Annotated in this window: 18 protein-coding genes; 2 read left to right on the top strand and 16 right to left on the bottom strand. The window is 63.9% G+C overall.

Annotated elements, in window-relative coordinates; genetic code table 11:
• Together CDE01S_RS00965 and CDE01S_RS00960 are read left to right on the top strand one after the other, a co-directional pair.
• A complete protein-coding gene (locus CDE01S_RS00965) occupies nt 1-759 on the top strand; it encodes a GGDEF domain-containing protein (RefSeq protein ID WP_439648658.1) in 759 nt (252 codons plus the stop codon).
• Nucleotides 756-1,592: a MinD/ParA family protein gene (locus tag CDE01S_RS00960; protein WP_084382616.1), complete on the top strand. Its 837-nt coding sequence runs from the start codon at nt 756-758 to the stop codon at nt 1,590-1,592. Before CDE01S_RS00965 ends, CDE01S_RS00960 begins: the two co-directional genes overlap by 4 nt.
• Nucleotides 1,593-1,608: 16 nt before the next feature.
• Here the strand turns inward: CDE01S_RS00960 and CDE01S_RS00955 are convergent, their stop codons facing one another.
• The 16 genes from CDE01S_RS00955 to CDE01S_RS00880 all read right to left on the bottom strand — a co-directional run bounded on the left by CDE01S_RS00955 (nt 1,609) and on the right by CDE01S_RS00880 (nt 15,402).
• Nucleotides 1,609-2,382, bottom strand: coding sequence for a DUF429 domain-containing protein (locus tag CDE01S_RS00955; RefSeq protein WP_066702516.1), 774 nt, complete (start codon nt 2,380-2,382; stop codon nt 1,609-1,611).
• A 79-nt stretch (nt 2,383-2,461) separates the two neighbouring features.
• Nucleotides 2,462-2,884 (bottom strand): BLUF domain-containing protein, encoded by a 423-nt coding sequence (locus CDE01S_RS00950; RefSeq protein WP_066702310.1) that lies wholly within the window; start codon nt 2,882-2,884, stop codon nt 2,462-2,464.
• A 2-nt stretch (nt 2,885-2,886) separates the two neighbouring features.
• Nucleotides 2,887-3,612, bottom strand: coding sequence for a GTP cyclohydrolase I (folE, locus tag CDE01S_RS00945; protein WP_066702307.1), 726 nt, complete (start codon nt 3,610-3,612; stop codon nt 2,887-2,889).
• Nucleotides 3,613-3,690: 78 nt separating this feature from the next.
• The gene (gene clsB, locus CDE01S_RS00940; RefSeq protein WP_066702304.1) at nt 3,691-4,932 is read right to left on the bottom strand and encodes a cardiolipin synthase ClsB; all 1,242 of its coding nucleotides are present in this window, start codon (nt 4,930-4,932) and stop codon (nt 3,691-3,693) included.
• Nucleotides 4,929-5,663, bottom strand: coding sequence for an endonuclease/exonuclease/phosphatase family protein (locus CDE01S_RS00935; RefSeq protein WP_066702301.1), 735 nt, complete (start codon nt 5,661-5,663; stop codon nt 4,929-4,931). The genes clsB and CDE01S_RS00935 overlap by 4 nt, the downstream gene beginning before the upstream one ends.
• A complete protein-coding gene (nudB, locus tag CDE01S_RS00930) occupies nt 5,660-6,115 on the bottom strand; it encodes a dihydroneopterin triphosphate diphosphatase (protein WP_066702298.1) in 456 nt (151 codons plus the stop codon). Before nudB ends, CDE01S_RS00935 begins: the two co-directional genes overlap by 4 nt.
• Nucleotides 6,116-6,167: 52 nt before the next feature.
• The gene (aspS, locus tag CDE01S_RS00925) at nt 6,168-7,982 is read right to left on the bottom strand and encodes an aspartate--tRNA ligase (RefSeq protein ID WP_066702296.1); all 1,815 of its coding nucleotides are present in this window, start codon (nt 7,980-7,982) and stop codon (nt 6,168-6,170) included.
• A gap of 13 nt (nt 7,983-7,995) precedes the next feature.
• Complete coding sequence (locus CDE01S_RS00920; RefSeq protein WP_066702293.1) at nt 7,996-8,646, bottom strand: DUF502 domain-containing protein; 651 nt, start codon at nt 8,644-8,646, stop codon at nt 7,996-7,998.
• 11 nt (nt 8,647-8,657) lie between these two features.
• Complete coding sequence (locus CDE01S_RS00915) at nt 8,658-8,927, bottom strand: FmdB family zinc ribbon protein (protein ID WP_066702291.1); 270 nt, start codon at nt 8,925-8,927, stop codon at nt 8,658-8,660.
• A gap of 93 nt (nt 8,928-9,020) precedes the next feature.
• Entirely contained in the window at nt 9,021-10,466 is a 1,446-nt protein-coding gene (locus CDE01S_RS00910) for a high affinity choline transporter 1 (protein WP_066702289.1), read from the bottom strand.
• A 36-nt stretch (nt 10,467-10,502) separates the two neighbouring features.
• Nucleotides 10,503-12,068 (bottom strand): ubiquinone biosynthesis regulatory protein kinase UbiB, encoded by a 1,566-nt coding sequence (ubiB, locus tag CDE01S_RS00905; protein WP_066702287.1) that lies wholly within the window; start codon nt 12,066-12,068, stop codon nt 10,503-10,505.
• Nucleotides 12,065-12,607, bottom strand: a complete 543-nt coding sequence (locus tag CDE01S_RS00900) for a ubiquinone biosynthesis accessory factor UbiJ (protein WP_066702284.1) — start codon at nt 12,605-12,607, stop codon at nt 12,065-12,067. The genes ubiB and CDE01S_RS00900 overlap by 4 nt, the downstream gene beginning before the upstream one ends.
• Before the next feature lie 126 nt (nt 12,608-12,733).
• Complete coding sequence (locus CDE01S_RS00895) at nt 12,734-13,705, bottom strand: Tim44 domain-containing protein (protein ID WP_066702281.1); 972 nt, start codon at nt 13,703-13,705, stop codon at nt 12,734-12,736.
• Nucleotides 13,706-13,770: 65 nt separating this feature from the next.
• Nucleotides 13,771-14,502, bottom strand: coding sequence for a bifunctional demethylmenaquinone methyltransferase/2-methoxy-6-polyprenyl-1,4-benzoquinol methylase UbiE (ubiE, locus tag CDE01S_RS00890; protein WP_066702279.1), 732 nt, complete (start codon nt 14,500-14,502; stop codon nt 13,771-13,773).
• An 11-nt stretch (nt 14,503-14,513) separates the two neighbouring features.
• On the bottom strand, nt 14,514-14,927 hold the full coding sequence (locus CDE01S_RS00885) for a gamma-butyrobetaine hydroxylase family protein (protein ID WP_066702277.1): 414 nt from the start codon (nt 14,925-14,927) through the stop codon (nt 14,514-14,516).
• A 31-nt stretch (nt 14,928-14,958) separates the two neighbouring features.
• A complete protein-coding gene (locus tag CDE01S_RS00880; protein ID WP_066702276.1) occupies nt 14,959-15,402 on the bottom strand; it encodes an HIT family protein in 444 nt (147 codons plus the stop codon).
• Nucleotides 15,403-15,405 lie beyond the last annotated feature (3 nt).

The following is a 15,405-nucleotide window of genomic DNA, read 5'->3' as shown; positions in this document are numbered from 1 at the left end:
ATTGACCTGCGCGACCTGCGCTTGGACGACGCACGCGCGTTGCTGGAACATGGGGGTGGCATGGTTCTGCCCGCGCCGGAAGCGGCACCCGCGGCTTTTCTCCAGGGCGTCATTGACGGACTGTGCGAGCTGTCGCTGCGCGATCCGTTGACCGGCTTGGCCAACCGCCGGCATTTCCGGGCGGTCCTGGCGCGCGAAATCGATGTGGTCGTGCGCTCGGGCAATCCGGCATTGCTGCTGATGCTCGACATCGACCACTTCAAATCGATCAACGATGCCCATGGTCATCTCGCAGGTGATCGGGTGCTGCAGGCCGTGGCGCGCTGTCTTGCAGGCTGCGTCCGTCCGCAGGACACGGTGGCCCGTTACGGCGGCGAGGAATTTGCCATCGTGCTGCCGGACTGCCAGCTCAACTACGGCGAGGCCGTCGCCGAGCGCATCCGCCAGACCGTGGCCAACCTCTCGATTGCCGTGTCCCCCGAGCTCACCCTGCAAGTCACCCTCAGCGTCGGTGGCGCCTTCGCGCCGACGCAGGCCCGCTGCACGCCGGACTTGTGGGTCGAACGGGCCGACAACCAGCTCTATCAAGCCAAGGCGCAGGGGCGCAACCGCGTGTACATCGATCACCAACAAGTCATCTCCGTCAGTCCAGAAGAAAAAAGTCTCCTGTTCGGCGCGCTTTCCACAGGCGAGCCAGCATGGAGTGAGAATATTCCCGGCACAGAGGAAAACAGTGCCATGCAGAAGGTCAACCCATGAGTGACGTGCTGAATCCACCGCAGGACAAACCCACCTCCCCGCAGCAGCCCACCAAGCCGCAGGGCAAGGTGCTGGCCGTGACCAGCGGCAAGGGTGGCGTCGGCAAGACCTTTGTCTCGGCCAACCTGGCAGCCGCACTGGCCAAGCGTGGCCACCGCGTGCTGGTGATCGACGCCGACCTCGGCCTGGCCAATCTCGACGTCGTGCTGAACCTCTATTCCAAGGTCACACTGCACGATGTGTTCACCGGCAAGGCCAAACTGGAAGAGGCAATCATCAAGGCGCCGGGTGGTTTTTCCGTGCTGCTGGCCGGCTCCGGCATGGTCGAGTACTCGCGCCTGACCGCCGAAGTGCGTGACGATTTCCTGCATGTGATCGAGACGCTGGCCTCCAAATTCGACGTGCTGCTGCTCGACACCGGCGCCGGCATTTCCGATGTGGTGCTGTTCGCCGTCTCCCAGGCCACTGAAGTGCTGCTGGTGGCCACCCCTGAGCCGACCTCGCTGACCGATGCCTACGCCACCATCAAGGTGCTGGTGGGCCAGCAAAAGCGCCAGAACATCCGCATGATCATCAACCAGACGGCCCGTCTGGGCGATGGCCGCGCCATCACGGTGCAGCTGCAGCAGGTGCTGGACCGTTTTGTCACCGCCGAGCCAGGTCGTCCGGTGCGCCTGATCCACATGGGCGACATCCCGGAAGATCCCACGGTGCGCCAGGCCATCATGCGGCGCCAGTTGCTGATGCAGAACACCCCCGGCTGTCCGGCAGGCATGGCGATCTCCCAGCTGGCCCTGAAGATCGAAGAAACGATCCTGAACAAAGACGCCTGAACGGCGCCGTCGCGGCTCAGGCCGTGACGATCCAGCCTTCGAGCGGATCCACCGTCGCCGGCAACCCGTAATGCGGCGCGCCCCGCTGCCAGGCCCAGGCCGCCTGCATCAAGCACAACACGGCATCGAGCGCATCCCCCCGGCCATCATCCACCAGCGCGTCGCGTTGCGCATGCGTGAGCTTCAGGCGCAGGCCCAGACGGGTCTGGCCATGCTCCAGCGCAGTGAGCAGGTCCTTGCGGGCAATCAGGCGCTCCGGCGTCTGGCGTGCCCGTTCATCGCTCTTGTAGCTGCGCACGCCCAGCACTTCACGCGCCAGCAGGCCGGGGTAGCCTTCCAGCGCCACGCGCTTGAGGTCACCCGCATGCAGGCCCGGCATATGCACACCTGCCGCCAGCAGGCGGGGGACGCCAGCATGCAGCATGAACGCTACCGGCGGATTCACCCACTTCATGGAGGGGCTGGAGCCGGCCGGAACATCGGTGGCACGGTGGGCGAACTTGCTGCCCACCGGCCGGGCGGCACAGAAGGCGGCAAAACGAGCCCGGATGTCATCCCGGCTCAAGCTGGCGTAGTGGCGCATGCACGCCTCCCAGTCCAAGGGCCAGCTCAAGGCGTGCACCAGTTCGCGCGGCAGCCCCAAAGGGAAATCGAAAGCGCCCAGCCACTCGCCCGGCTGCTTGAGCCAGTCGGCAAAAGCATCGAGAGAAGTCAGACGCTCCAGTTTTGATAGCTGGACACGCCCGTTCTGCAAGGACCCAAGGGCTAAAACAATCGGTTTTTGCCGCATCGGGCTGCTTGAGAAGTCGCAGCCCAGCAGCAGAGGCAAACCACCAGCTGCCGGTGCAGTCACGGCGCAGGCAGCCGTTTCAGGCGCGGCCGATGATGGAGGCGGTGGCCATCAGCTCCTCCAGCAGCGCCAGCGAGACACGACCCGAGACCGCATAGGGGTCGAGTTCGGGTTTCTCGGAGTACTTGAGCAGGATGGAAGTGTTGATGCGCGAGAGGTTGACCTGCCCCATGGTCCAGCCGCCGAAACGGCGCTCGCTGATTTCCTCGTAGTGCAGCAGCACCACGTCCTTGTGGCGGGCATCGCGCTGGATGTGGCCGTAGAGTTCGCTCACGGCGTTGCGCCCGCCCTCGATGGCCTGCAGGAAGATGCCGCCGCCGTAGCACAGGATGCCGGTGATGCCGCAGGTCGGGTTGAACTGGCGCGACTGGGCTAGGATGTTGTCGATGGCCTCAGCACCCGAATCGACGGCGCGGCTGGCATAGAGCAAACGGACTAGCATGATCAGTTCCTCTGGGGAATGAGCGACAGGAATTCGCGGCGCAGGGTCGGGTCTTTCAGGAACACACCGCGCATGACCGAGTTGATCATCTTGCTATCCATGTCCTTCACACCGCGCCAGGCCATGCAGTAGTGGCTGGCTTCCATGACGATGGCCAAGCCATCGGGCTGTGTCTTCTCCTGGATCAGGTCGGCCAGCTGCACCACCGCCTCTTCCTGGATCTGCGGCCGACCCATGATCCATTCCGCCAGTCGTGCGTACTTGGACAGGCCGATCACGTTGGTGTGCTCGTTGGGCATGACGCCGATCCAGATCTTGCCGATCACCGGGCAGAAGTGGTGCGAGCAGGCGCTGCGCACGGTGATGGGGCCGACGATCATCAGCTCATTCAGGTGCTCGGCATTGGGGAATTCGGTGATGGTGGGGCCCGGGACGTAGCGGCCACGAAACACCTCGTTGACATACATCTTGGCCACGCGGCGGGCCGTCTTGTCGGTGTTGTGGTCGCGGTCGGTGTCGATCACCAGGCTGTCAAGCACCGCCTGCATCTTGATCTCGACCTCGTCGAGCAGCTGCTCCAGCTCGCCGGGCTCGATGAACTCGGCAATGTTGTCGTTGGCGTTGAAGCGCTTGCGCGCAGCCTGCAGGCGCTCGCGGATCTTCACGGAGACGGGCGTTCCCTCTTCGGTGTCGCTGGGGTTCATGACGCTCTGGCTTTTCTTCAACATGCTGCAATGGTACCAGCGATTGATGTTTGTGGTTATTGGCCACCAGACCTTGCTAAATATGCGCCACCAGCTATCAATTCAATAGCGCTTGCCATTCAGGAAGATCATGGCACGCGCCAGGCCGAAGGCCACGCGATCGCGCAGACGCTGCCGCCACGGCCGGTGGGCATAGCTGGCCGGGTCCACACGCCGGCCATCATGCTCCATGGCCTGCACCAGCCGCGCACGCAACGCCTGGGCAAACCGCTCATCCACCACCACCACATTGGCCTCGCGCGCCAGCAGCAGGCTCAAGGGGTCGAGGTTGGAGGAACCGACCGTTGCCCAGCGCCGGTCGATCACCGCCACCTTGGCATGCAGGAAGCTCGGCTCGTACTCATGAATCTCCACCCCTGCCTTGAGCAACACGCCGTAGACCACCCGCACGGCGTGGTACTGCAGAAAATACTCGTAACGCCCCTGCAGCAGCAGGCGCACCCGCACCCCGCGCTGCGCGGCGTGGATGAGTGCCTGGCGCAGCTTGCGGCCAGGCAGGAAGTAGGCGTTGGCGATGATGATTTCCTCGTGCGCTTCGCCAATGGCCTTGCGGTAGGCGCGCTCGATGCGGCTGCGGTGCCGCAGGTTGTCGCGCAGCAGCAAGGTGGCACGGGAACCGCCATTGGCCGCCTGTGTATCGGTCGCACCGCCACTGCTGCCGTCCTCACGCGCCTGCAGCGCCAGTCGCACGGCCTGCTCAAGGTCGTGCCAGCTGGCGGCCAGATCGATGTGCTTCACATCCCGGACCGCCTGCAAACGCCACCAGAACTGCGCGGTGACCTCATGCACCGAACGCACCAGCGGGCCGGTCACACGCACCGCGAAATCAAATCGAGGTGCAGGCAGGCGGGCATCGTGATGGTCGAACTCGTCATCCAGCACATTGATGCCGCCACAGAACGCCACCTGGCCGTCGATCACGCACAGCTTGCGGTGCAGGCGGCGCCAGCGGCTCGGGATGAACAAACCCAAGCGTCCCAGGGGCTGAAAAATCTGCCACTGCACGCCGGCTTCGTCAAAGCGCGTCGCCCAAGCCGCCGGCACCGAGGGCGTGCCGACCCCATCCATCACCAGGTAGACGGCCACGCCGCGTTGCGCAGCCTGCACCAGCGCCTCGGCCACCCGCTCACCGGAGGGATCGAAATGGAAAATATAGGTTTCCAGCCGGACTTCGTGCACGCTGTGCCCGATGTCGTGGACCAGTTGGGGAAAGAAGGCCACCCCGCCCTGCAGCAATTGCACCTGGTGCGCAGCGCGAAGCGGTGGCAGTTGCTTGTCCTTCATGCCGGCATGCCGAATTCCGCGATCAGCGGCAGGTGATCGGACATGCGCCACCAGGCTTTTCCACGCGGTACGTGAACATGCAGCGGCTGCAGCCCCCGGGTGTAGACATAGTCAAGCTGCACCAGCGGCAGGCGTGCCGGGAAGGTCGGGTTCGCCCCGGGATCGAAGGTCTTCAGCCCCATGCTTGCGAAATGGCGATGCACGCGCTCCCCCCAGTCATTGAAATCCCCCGCCACGATCAGGGGCACTCCGGCCGGTACCTCGCGTTCGATGAAGCGCTCCAACTGCGCGGCCTGGCGCACGCGACTGGCGCGGATCAGGCCCAGATGCACCACCAGCACATGGATGGACTGCCCATTGACCATGACCTCGCTGTGCAGCAGGCCACGCTGCTCAAAACGATGGTCCGACATGTCTTCATGCTGATGCCCCAGCACCGGCCAGCGCGTCAGCATGGCATTGCCATGTTCGCCATGGCGTGTGTAGGCGTTGGTCCGGTAAACCGCCTCGTAACCTTCGGGCGCCAGGAAATCAGCCTGCGGCTGTTCGGGCCAGCGCGCGAAATACTGCGCCTCGCGCCGGTTCATCTTGCGCACTTCCTGCAGGCAGACGATGTCGGCATCGAGCTGCTCCACCGCCAAGCCCAGGTTGTGGATCTCCAGCCGGCGCTGCGGCCCCAGGCCCTGCACGCCCTTGTGGATGTTGTAGGTGGCAACGCGCAAGGTCTTCATGGGGTGAATTTTGGCAGCATCAGGCAGGCTTCGGCATTGCTGGGCGAGTAGCAGGCTTCGGCCGCCTCGCGCCAGGGCAGCCAGCGCCAGTCCGTGTGCTCACGCGGATCGAGCCGAACCACTGTGCCAGCGGGCACCTGCAGGCCGAACAGATGCTCGGTGTTGCGCGTCACGCCCGGCGCATAACGATGGCGCCAGCGTGGGTAGATGTCGTAGACGTTTTCCAGTCCCCAGTCGCGCAGCTGGTGACCGGGAGCCAGGGCGTTGATGCCGGTCTCCTCGGCCACCTCGCGCACGACGGTGTCGGCGTAACTCTCGTCCACATGGTCCTTGGAACCCGTGACCGACTGCCAGAACTCCTCGGCATCGGCGCGCTTGATCAGCAACACCTCCAGTGCTGGGGTGTGGATCACCACCAGCACGGATTGGGGAATCTTGTACGGCTTGCTCATGAAAAAGGGCGCTGTAACAGCGCCCTTTGATTCTGCCTCAAGCCTCGGGAGCTCAGGCCGCCTTCACGGCGTCCGGGTTGCGCAGGCGGATGTGCAGCTCGCGCAGCTGCTTCTCGTCCACCGGGCTCGGGGCCTGCGTCAACAGACACTGGGCACGCTGGGTCTTGGGGAAGGCGATCACGTCGCGGATCGACTCGGCGCCGGTCATGAGCGTGACGATACGGTCCAGGCCAAAGGCCAGGCCGCCGTGCGGCGGGGCACCGTACTGCAGCGCGTCGAGCAGGAAGCCGAACTTGAGTTGGGCTTCTTCCGGCGTAATCTTGAGGGCGTCGAACACCTTCTGCTGCACGTCGGCGCGGTGGATACGGACCGAGCCGCCACCCATTTCCCAGCCGTTGAGCACCATGTCGTAGCCCTGCGAGATGCACTTCTCGGGCGCGGTCACCATCCAGTCCTCATGGCCTTCCTTGGGCGCAGTGAAGGGGTGGTGCACGGCGGTGTAGCGCTGGCTTTCCTCGTCGAACTCGAACATCGGGAAGTCCACCACCCACATCGGGGCCCAGCGGTCTTCAAACAGGCCGTTCTTCTTGCCGAACTCGCTGTGGCCGATCTTGATGCGCAATGCACCAATGGCATCGTTGACAACCTTGGCCTTGTCGGCCCCGAAGAAGATCAGGTCGCCGTCCTGCGCGCCGGTGCGCTTCAGGACTTCGTTCAGGGCGGCATCGTGGATGTTCTTCACGATCGGGCTTTGCAGGCCGTCGCGGCCCTTGGCCAGCTCATTGACCTTGATGTAGGCCAAGCCCTTGGCGCCGTAGATCTTGACGAACTCGGTGTAGCCGTCGATCTCGCCGCGGCTCAGGCCGCCCTCTTCACGCGCGCCGCCGGGCACGCGCAGGGCCACCACACGGCCGCCAGTCATGTTGGCGGCGCCGGAGAAGACCTTGAAGTCCACGTCCTTCATCAGCTCGGTGACTTCGGTGAACTGCAGCTTCACGCGCAGGTCCGGCTTGTCGGAGCCGTAGAGGAACATGGCGTCCTGGTAGGTCATGACCGGGAACTCACCCAGATCCACGCCGATGGTGTTCTTGAACACCGTGGTGATCATGCCCTGGAACATGTCGCGGATGTCCTGCTCGGAGAGGAAGGATGTCTCGATATCGATCTGGGTGAACTCGGGCTGACGGTCGGCGCGCAGATCCTCGTCGCGGAAGCACTTGGTGATCTGGTAATAACGGTCGTAGCCGGCCACCATCAGCAGCTGCTTGAACAACTGGGGCGACTGCGGCAGCGCGAAGAACTGGCCGTCATGCACACGGCTGGGCACCAGGTAGTCACGCGCGCCTTCGGGCGTGCTCTTGGTCAGCATGGGGGTTTCAATGTCCACGAAGCCGTTGGCATCCAGGAACTTGCGCACCTCCATCGCCACCTTGTAGCGCAGCATGAGGTTGCGCTGCATGTAGGGGCGGCGCAGGTCCAGCACACGGTGCGTCAGACGCGTGGTTTCCGACAGGTTGTCGTCGTCAAGCTGGAACGGGGGCGTGACCGAGGGGTTGAGCACGGTCAGCTCGTGGCACAGCACCTCGATCTTGCCGCTCTTGAGGCTGTCGTTGGTCGTGCCCTCCGGACGGGCGCGCACCAAGCCCTTGACCTGGATGCAGAACTCGTTGCGCAGGTCTTCGGCGGCCTTGAACATCTCGGCACGATCGGGATCGCACACCACCTGCACATAGCCTTCGCGGTCACGCAGGTCGACAAAGATCACGCCGCCATGGTCGCGGCGACGGTTGACCCAGCCGCACAGGGTGACGGTTTGGCCCATCAGGGCTTCGGTCACAAGACCGCAATAGTGGGAACGCATGGCCATAACAAGTTCTCTTTCAGCTGTGGGTGAGCGGGCCGTTCACGGCCTGCTTCAGATGCGGGTTTTTCGGTCCACCGGGCACGATCACGCCCATGGAAATGACATAGGTCAGCGCCTCGTCGACGCTCATCTCGAGTTCGATGCAGTCGCTCTTCTTGAGCATGACGAAGTAGCCGCCGGTGGGGTTGGGGGTGGTGGGCACGTACACGCTCAGGTACTCGCCGTCGAGGTGGTTGAGCAGGTCACCGCCCGGCGTACCGGTGAGGAAGCCGATGGTCCACATGCCCTCGCGCGGCCACTGCACCAGCAGGGCTTGGCGAAAGGCATTGCCTTTCTCGGAGAACAGGGTGTCGGACACCTGCTTGACGCCCGAATAGATCGAGCGCACCACAGGAATGCGGTGCAGCAGCGCATGCCACCAGGTCACCAGCTTGTTGCCGACGAAATTGGACGCCATGGCGCCGATGGCCAGCACCACGGCCAAGGCAAAGATCACGCCCAGCCCGGGGATGTGCAATCCCAGCAACTGGTCCGGCTGCCAGGCATTCGGCAGGATCTGCAAGGTCTTGTCCAGCGTGGACACGACCCACTCCAGCACCCAGACGGTGATGCCGAGCGGCGCTAGCACCAGCAGGCCCGAGAACAGCCATTTGCGGAATTTGCCCATGGGATATCGGCTCAGCTGGCGTCAGCGGCACTGGCGGCGGCCGGGCAAGCCGCACAGGCAGCGCCCTCGGACGCGCCGGACGGTGCAGCGCAGCTGTTGCCGCCCTTGAAATCGGTTTCGTACCAACCCGAGCCCTTGAGCTGGAAACCTGCCGCGGTCAGCTGTTTCTTGAACGTGGCTTTGCCGCAGGCCGGGCAGTCGGTCAGGACCGGGTCGGAAATTTTTTGCAGGACATCCTTGGCGAGGCCGCAGGATTCACACTTGTAGGCGTAGATTGGCATGGCTCGAAGGGTTACAGGTGAGAGGTTGGTGCAAAACCCTCAATTATAGGCAGCCAGCCGGAAAACAAGGCGCAAGCGCCCGAGACGGCAGCTTCAGTCCGCGCCCACCAGCTTGTGGTGCGAGGCATGCCGGTTGGCAATCGCCTGCGGATCGAGCGAGCCCACCAGCATGCCCGTCAGCGAGGCCAGCACACCCGCCAGTTGTGCCGGAAACTCTTCGCCCGCCGGTGTGGCCAGGAACAGCCCCCAGGTCAGCAGGCCCAGCACGATGGCGAAGATCGCCCCCTGGGTGCTGGCCTTTTTCCAGTACAGACCGAACACCAGCGGCACAAAAGCCCCCACCAGCGTCACCTGGTAGGCACCGGAGACCATCTCGTAGATCGACGTGCCTTGCATCTTGATGGCGTAAAGCAGCACCAGCGCGCTGAACACCAGCACCGTGATGCGCATGGTCTTGAGCTCCTGCTGGTCACCCAGGTGCGGACGGAACTGGCGCCAGATGTTTTCCACAAAGGTCACGCTCGGCGCCAGCAGGGTGGCCGAGGCGCAGGACTTGATGGCTGACAGCAAGGCGCCGAAAAACAGCACCTGCATGATGAAAGGCATCTTCTCCAGCACCAGGGTGGGCAGCACCTTCTGCGGGTCATCCTGCAGCAGCGCCTCGGCCTGCTCCGGCATGATGACCAGCGCGCTGGTCACCAGGAACATGGGAACGAAAGCGAACAGGATGTAGAAGATGCCGCCGATCACCGGGCCACGCGTGGCCGACTTCGTGCTGTCGGCCGACATCACGCGCTGGAACACGTCCTGCTGCGGAATAGAGCCCAGCATCATGGTGATGGCGGCCGCGATGAAGAACACGATGTCCTTGAAATTCGGCTCGGGCAGGAAACGGAACATGTCGCGGCTCAGCGCCAGATTGACCACCTTGTCGGCGCCGCCGGCCATGTGGCTGGCAAACACCGCCAGGATGGCCAGGCCGCCGACCAGGATGATCATCTGGATGAAATCAGTGATCGCCACCGACCACATGCCGCCAAACAGGGTGTAGGCCAGGATCGAGACCACGCCGATCACCATGCCCATCGGGATGCTGATCGCCTGCCCCGACAGCACGTGAAACACCAGGCCCAGCGCCGTCACCTGCGCCGAGACCCAGCCCAGGTAGCTGACCATGATGATGAGCGAGCACACCACTTCGACACTGCGGCCATAACGCTCGCGGAAATAGTCGCTGATGGTCAGCAGCGTCATGCGGTACAGCCGGGCGGCAAAGAAGAGGCCGACCAGGATCAGGCAGAAGCCGGCACCGAAGGGGTCTTCCACCACCGTGTGCAGGCCGCCGTTGACGAACTTGGCCGGAATGCCCAGCACGGTCTCCGAACCGAACCAGGTGGCAAAGGTGGTGGTGACGATCATCATCAGCGGCAACTTGCGCCCGGCAATGGCGAAGTCCGCCGAATTCTTGACGCGCTTGGCTGCCACCAGGCCGATGGCGATGGTAACCAGCAGATAGACGATAACCAGGGTCAGCAGCACCTCATGCTCCTTGGAAATTTGGCCCGGATTATCGCGTCAGAAAAGCTGGACCCGGACCACGAGCTGCATGACCACCAGCCCCAGGGCAAAACCGATGCCGGCATAGATCAGGCCTTGCAGCAGCCGGTTGGTGCGGCGCTGCTCGGCCAGCAGTTCCTCGAACTCGCGGCGCTGCAAACCCGGGCGCTGCGCCAGGTAGTCATGCAGCAGGCGCGGCAGTTCGGGCAGCAGCTTGGCATAACGCGGCGCCTGGTTCTTGAGTTCTTCCCACAAACGGCGTGGGCCGATCTGGTCGGCCATCCACTTTTCCAGGAAGGGCTTGGCCGTGCTCCACAGGTCCAGCTCCGGGTCGAGTTCGCGCCCCAGGCCCTCGATGTTGAGCAAGGTCTTCTGCAACAGCACCAGTTGCGGCTGGATTTCGACCTGGAAACGGCGCGAGGTCTGGAACAGGCGCAGCAGCACCATGCCGAGCGAAATTTCCTTCAGCGGCCGGTCAAAGTACGGCTCACACACGGCTCGGATGGCCGACTCCAGTTCGTCCACGCGCGTTTGCGGTGGCACCCAGCCCGATTCGATGTGCAGCTCGGCCACACGTTTGTAGTCGCGTCGGAAGAAGGCGGTGAAGTTCTGCGCCAGGTATTCCTTGTCGTACTCGGTGAGCGTACCGACGATGCCGAAATCGAGCGAGATGTAGCGCCCGAAGGTGGCCGGATCGGTGCTGATGAAGATGTTGCCCGGGTGCATGTCGGCATGGAAGAAACCGTCACGAAACACCTGGGTGAAGAAGATGGTGACGCCGTCGCGCGCCAGTTTTTTCATGTCGATGCCGGCGTCGCGCAAGCGCGCCGTCTGGCTGATCGGGATGCCCTTCATGCGCTCCATCACGATCACTTCGCTCTGGCAATAGTCCCAGAACATCTCGGGGATCAGCACCAGGTTGAGGCCTTCCATGTTGCGGCGCAACTGGGCGGCGCTGGCGGCCTCGCGCACCAGATCGAGCTCGTCGTGCAGGTACTTGTCGAACTCGGCCACCACCTCGCGCGGCTTGAGGCGCTTGCCGTCAGCCGAGAGGCTTTCGACCCAGCCCGCCATCATGCGCATCAGGCTCAGGTCTTTTTCAATCGCCGGCCGCATGCCCGGGCGTAGCACCTTGACCGCCACCTCGCGTTCGCGGCCGTCACGGTCGCGCAGCTTGGCGAAATGCACCTGGGCAATGGAAGCACTGGCCACCGGCTCGCGCTCGAACTCGCTGAAGATCTCCGCCAACGGCTTGCGGAAAGCCCGTTCGATGGTCGCCACAGCCACGTCGGAGCTGAACGGCGGCACCCGGTCCTGCAGCTTGGCCAGTTCATCGGCCACATCGGGCGGCATCAGGTCGCGCCGGGTCGACAGCACCTGACCGAACTTGACGAAGATCGGCCCCAGACGCTCCAGCGCCTCACGCAGACGCTGGCCGCGCGGCGCATCCAGGTTGCGACCAATCGACACGATACGGGCGATCACCCGCAACCAGGGTTTCTGGAAACTGGTCAGAACCAGTTCATCCAGACCATAACGCAAGGCAGTCCAGACGATGAAGGCCCCTCGGAACAGGCGCCTCATGCTGGGCCACCTGTCCCGCCTGCGCGGGTGGTCAAGAACTGACGCACCGCCTCGGCTACGCGCCGTGCCACTTGCCCCAGGGCATGCGCCGGCGCATCACCGATGATGCGCGCCAAGTCCTCTTCGATATCCCAGCGCACATGGTCCACCAGCCAGTTGACCTCGGCCGCCAGCTGCACATCGCCTTCGATGCGCACCGATGGCTTGGCCCCGCTCAAGGCCGACTGCACCAGGGCCACGGGTGACTCCTCCGTCACCGACAGCGTCAGGTCGGACGGGGCATCCGCCGCGGCCAGATCAAGCAGGCCGGCCGGCGTCAGCAAGAGCTTGAAATGGACATTGCGCCAGTGAAACAGCACCACCCGGCCCTTCTGCCGCACCAGCCGTGCGGTCGCCTCCGGTTCCTGCATCAGCACATGGTTGAGCAGCAGTACGATGCGACGCTGTGCCTCCTGCACCGCCCAGGCGGGTGGCTGCAAGGTGGTGGTGAGCTGCTGGAAGACATCTTCCAGAAAAGAAAACGGGGACTGTGTTGCCATAGCCCCCGATTATTCCCCAAGTCATCAGGCCCCCACGCTTGCCACTGCGTGTGCTGCGCTGCCCCCCGAGGGGGCCCTTCGCGCCTTGGGACGGCCCGGCGGCGCTCGCCGGGGTTCGCCAATGAATTACTGAAGCGCCTGGACCCCCGCCACCAGCCAGCCGCTGGCACCGGCCTTGGACTTGGTCATGTTCCAGACCTCGCGGAAGGGGCTCGGGCCAGCCGAAGGCTCTTCGCGGATCATGCCGGAGAACTCGACGCTGGCCATGTAGGCGTCACCCAAGTCCTCGATGCCGAGCAGTTGGGCTTCGAGCATCACCACATCGGTCTGGTTGGCCGGGCCACCGGTATGGGCCTCGCGCTCGGTCAGTTGCTGGCGGATTTCGGCCAGCATCTCGTCGGTCATCATGGAACGCAGCGTGGTCAGGTCGGAACGGTCCCAAGCTGCCTGCAGGGTGGCGAAATTGGTCTTGGCGGCCTTGAGGAAACCCTCCGCATCAAAACCGGCCGGCACCCCCCAGGACTGCGAGCCGGCCAGAGCCGAGCCGATCACGATGCCGGAGCTGGCTGGCGCAGAAGCGTCGAACGACGCGGTGTTACGTTCCCACGGACGGGCCGAGGCATCGTTGCCGACGTTTTCCGGGCGATAGGCCGGGCGCGGGGCCACTGCGTCACCAGCAGTCGCTCCCTGGAAGGCATATGGCCCCGCGGATGAGACCGCCGGGCGACGGTTGCGCATGAACCAGCCAAACGCCATCATGGCCAGCAACACCACCAAGCCGATCAGCATGAACTGGCCGAACGCCTCACCCATGCCCAGCGAATGGGCCAGCCAAGCCAGCCCCAGGCCGGCGGCCAAGCCACCGAGCATGGCACCCCAGGGCCGTTTCGGAGCCGCAGCCGGTGCGGCAGCAGGTGCCGGTTTGGGTGCTGTGGCGGCATTTTGCGCCGGCGCGGCAGGGGCTGCGGGCGCGGCCTGGCGCTGCGTCACGTTGCTCGACTGCTTGCCGACCGATGTGCCGCCGCCCAAGCGTTTGGCCTCTGCATTCACGCCCCCAAGGGCCAGGGCCAACAACAAGGCTAACGTCCAGAATTTCATAGGTCAGGTCTCCGATTGATCCAGTGAGTGGGTCGACACCCCTAAATTACCGCAAAACAGGCGTGTCAGCACCTGATTCCAACATGCAAGGCCACAACACCGCCCGACATGTTGTGAAAATCCACATGACCGAATCCGGATTTGTGCATCAGGGCCTTGAGTTCCTCCTGCCCGGGGTGCATGCGGATCGACTCCGCCAGGTACTGGTAGCTGTGGGCATCGCCCGCCACCAGTTGCCCCAGCTTGGGCAGCACCTTGAAGGAATACCAGTCGTAGAGTTTTTCCAGTGGCGGTGCCACCTTGGAAAACTCCAGCACCAGCAATTTGCCGCCGGGCTTGAGGACCCGGCACATTTCGGCCAACGCCACATCCTTGTGTGTCATGTTGCGCAGGCCGAAGGCCACGCTCACCACGTCGAAATACTGGTCCGGGAAGGGCAGCTTCTCGGCATCACACACCAGGGTGGGCAACACCACGCCGGCGTCGAGCAGGCGGTCGCGTCCGACGCGCAGCATGGCCTCGTTGATGTCGGTATGCACCACCTGGCCGGTCTTGCCGACCTTTTTGGAGAAGGCCAGGGCCAGATCGCCGGTGCCGCCGGCAATGTCGAGCACGCGGTCACCCTCTTTGAGGTTGGCGACCGTGACGGTATAGGCCTTCCAGACGCGGTGCAACCCGACCGACATGAGGTCGTTCATCACGTCGTACTTGGAGGCGACCGAGTCGAACACGCCGCGCACGCGCTTGGCTTTCTCCGCCTCGTCAACGGTTTCGAATCCGAAATGAGTTTGAGTCATGGCAATGGGTCTCAGTGGCCACCACAGCTGTGGCCAGCTTTTTCAGGCATGGGCGCATCGCGGTCCACACCAGCGGCCTGCAGGCGCGCCTCGTAGTCGGCCCACAATTGGTCCTGCTGCGAACCGAGAAAATAAAGAAAATCCCAGGAGTAGATGCCACTGTCATGGCCGTCGGAGAAGGTGGGTTGCACCGCGTAGTTGCCCACCGGCTCCAGTCCCACCAGATCCACCTCGCGCTTGCCGGTCTGCAGCACTTCCTGCCCCGGGCCATGGCCCTGCACCTCGGCCGAGGGCGAGTACACGCGCATCAACTCGAACGGGATGCGGAAGGTCTGGCCATCGGAAAAACTCACCTCCAGCACACGGGACTGGCCGTGCACCGTCAGATCCTGGGGCGTCGGGGAACCGGATTGCAAACCTGCCATGGGAATCACCTGCTGCTTAAAAACTCGATTATCACAAGGCATCCGGCAAGGTTGCCAACGCAGCCCGGATGGCCCCATCCAATGTCGGCAACTCACTGCGCACACGCGCCAGCGCCGCGGCATTGTCGGGCCGCACGGCCGCGCCCCAGACCGGCGCCGGAAAGTGGCTGTCCCAGTCGAAGCGCGCAATCACATGCCAGTGCAGGTGCGGCACCACATTGCCCAGCGTGGCCAGATTGACCTTGGTCGGCTGCAGCTGACGGCGCAATACGGCCTCGATCAGCGTGACCGCCTCCATGCATAGGTGGCGGTCGGCCGCGGAAAGATCCGAAAACTCGGCCACATGGGCATTCCAGACCAGGCGGTAGAAGGCCGGGAAGCCGGCCTCCTCGGCCCGGATGGCACGGAACTTGTCAGCACGGAAAACGGCCACGCCGCCTTCCGTCTCGCACAGCGCACAGCCGGCCAGCGTCATGAG

Source organism: Curvibacter delicatus NBRC 14919 (assembly GCF_001592265.1).
Classification (GTDB): Bacteria; Pseudomonadota; Gammaproteobacteria; order Burkholderiales; family Burkholderiaceae_C; genus Hylemonella; species Hylemonella delicata.
Note: the sequence above shows the minus strand (reverse complement) of the source record. Positions and strands in the feature narration are given on the sequence as shown.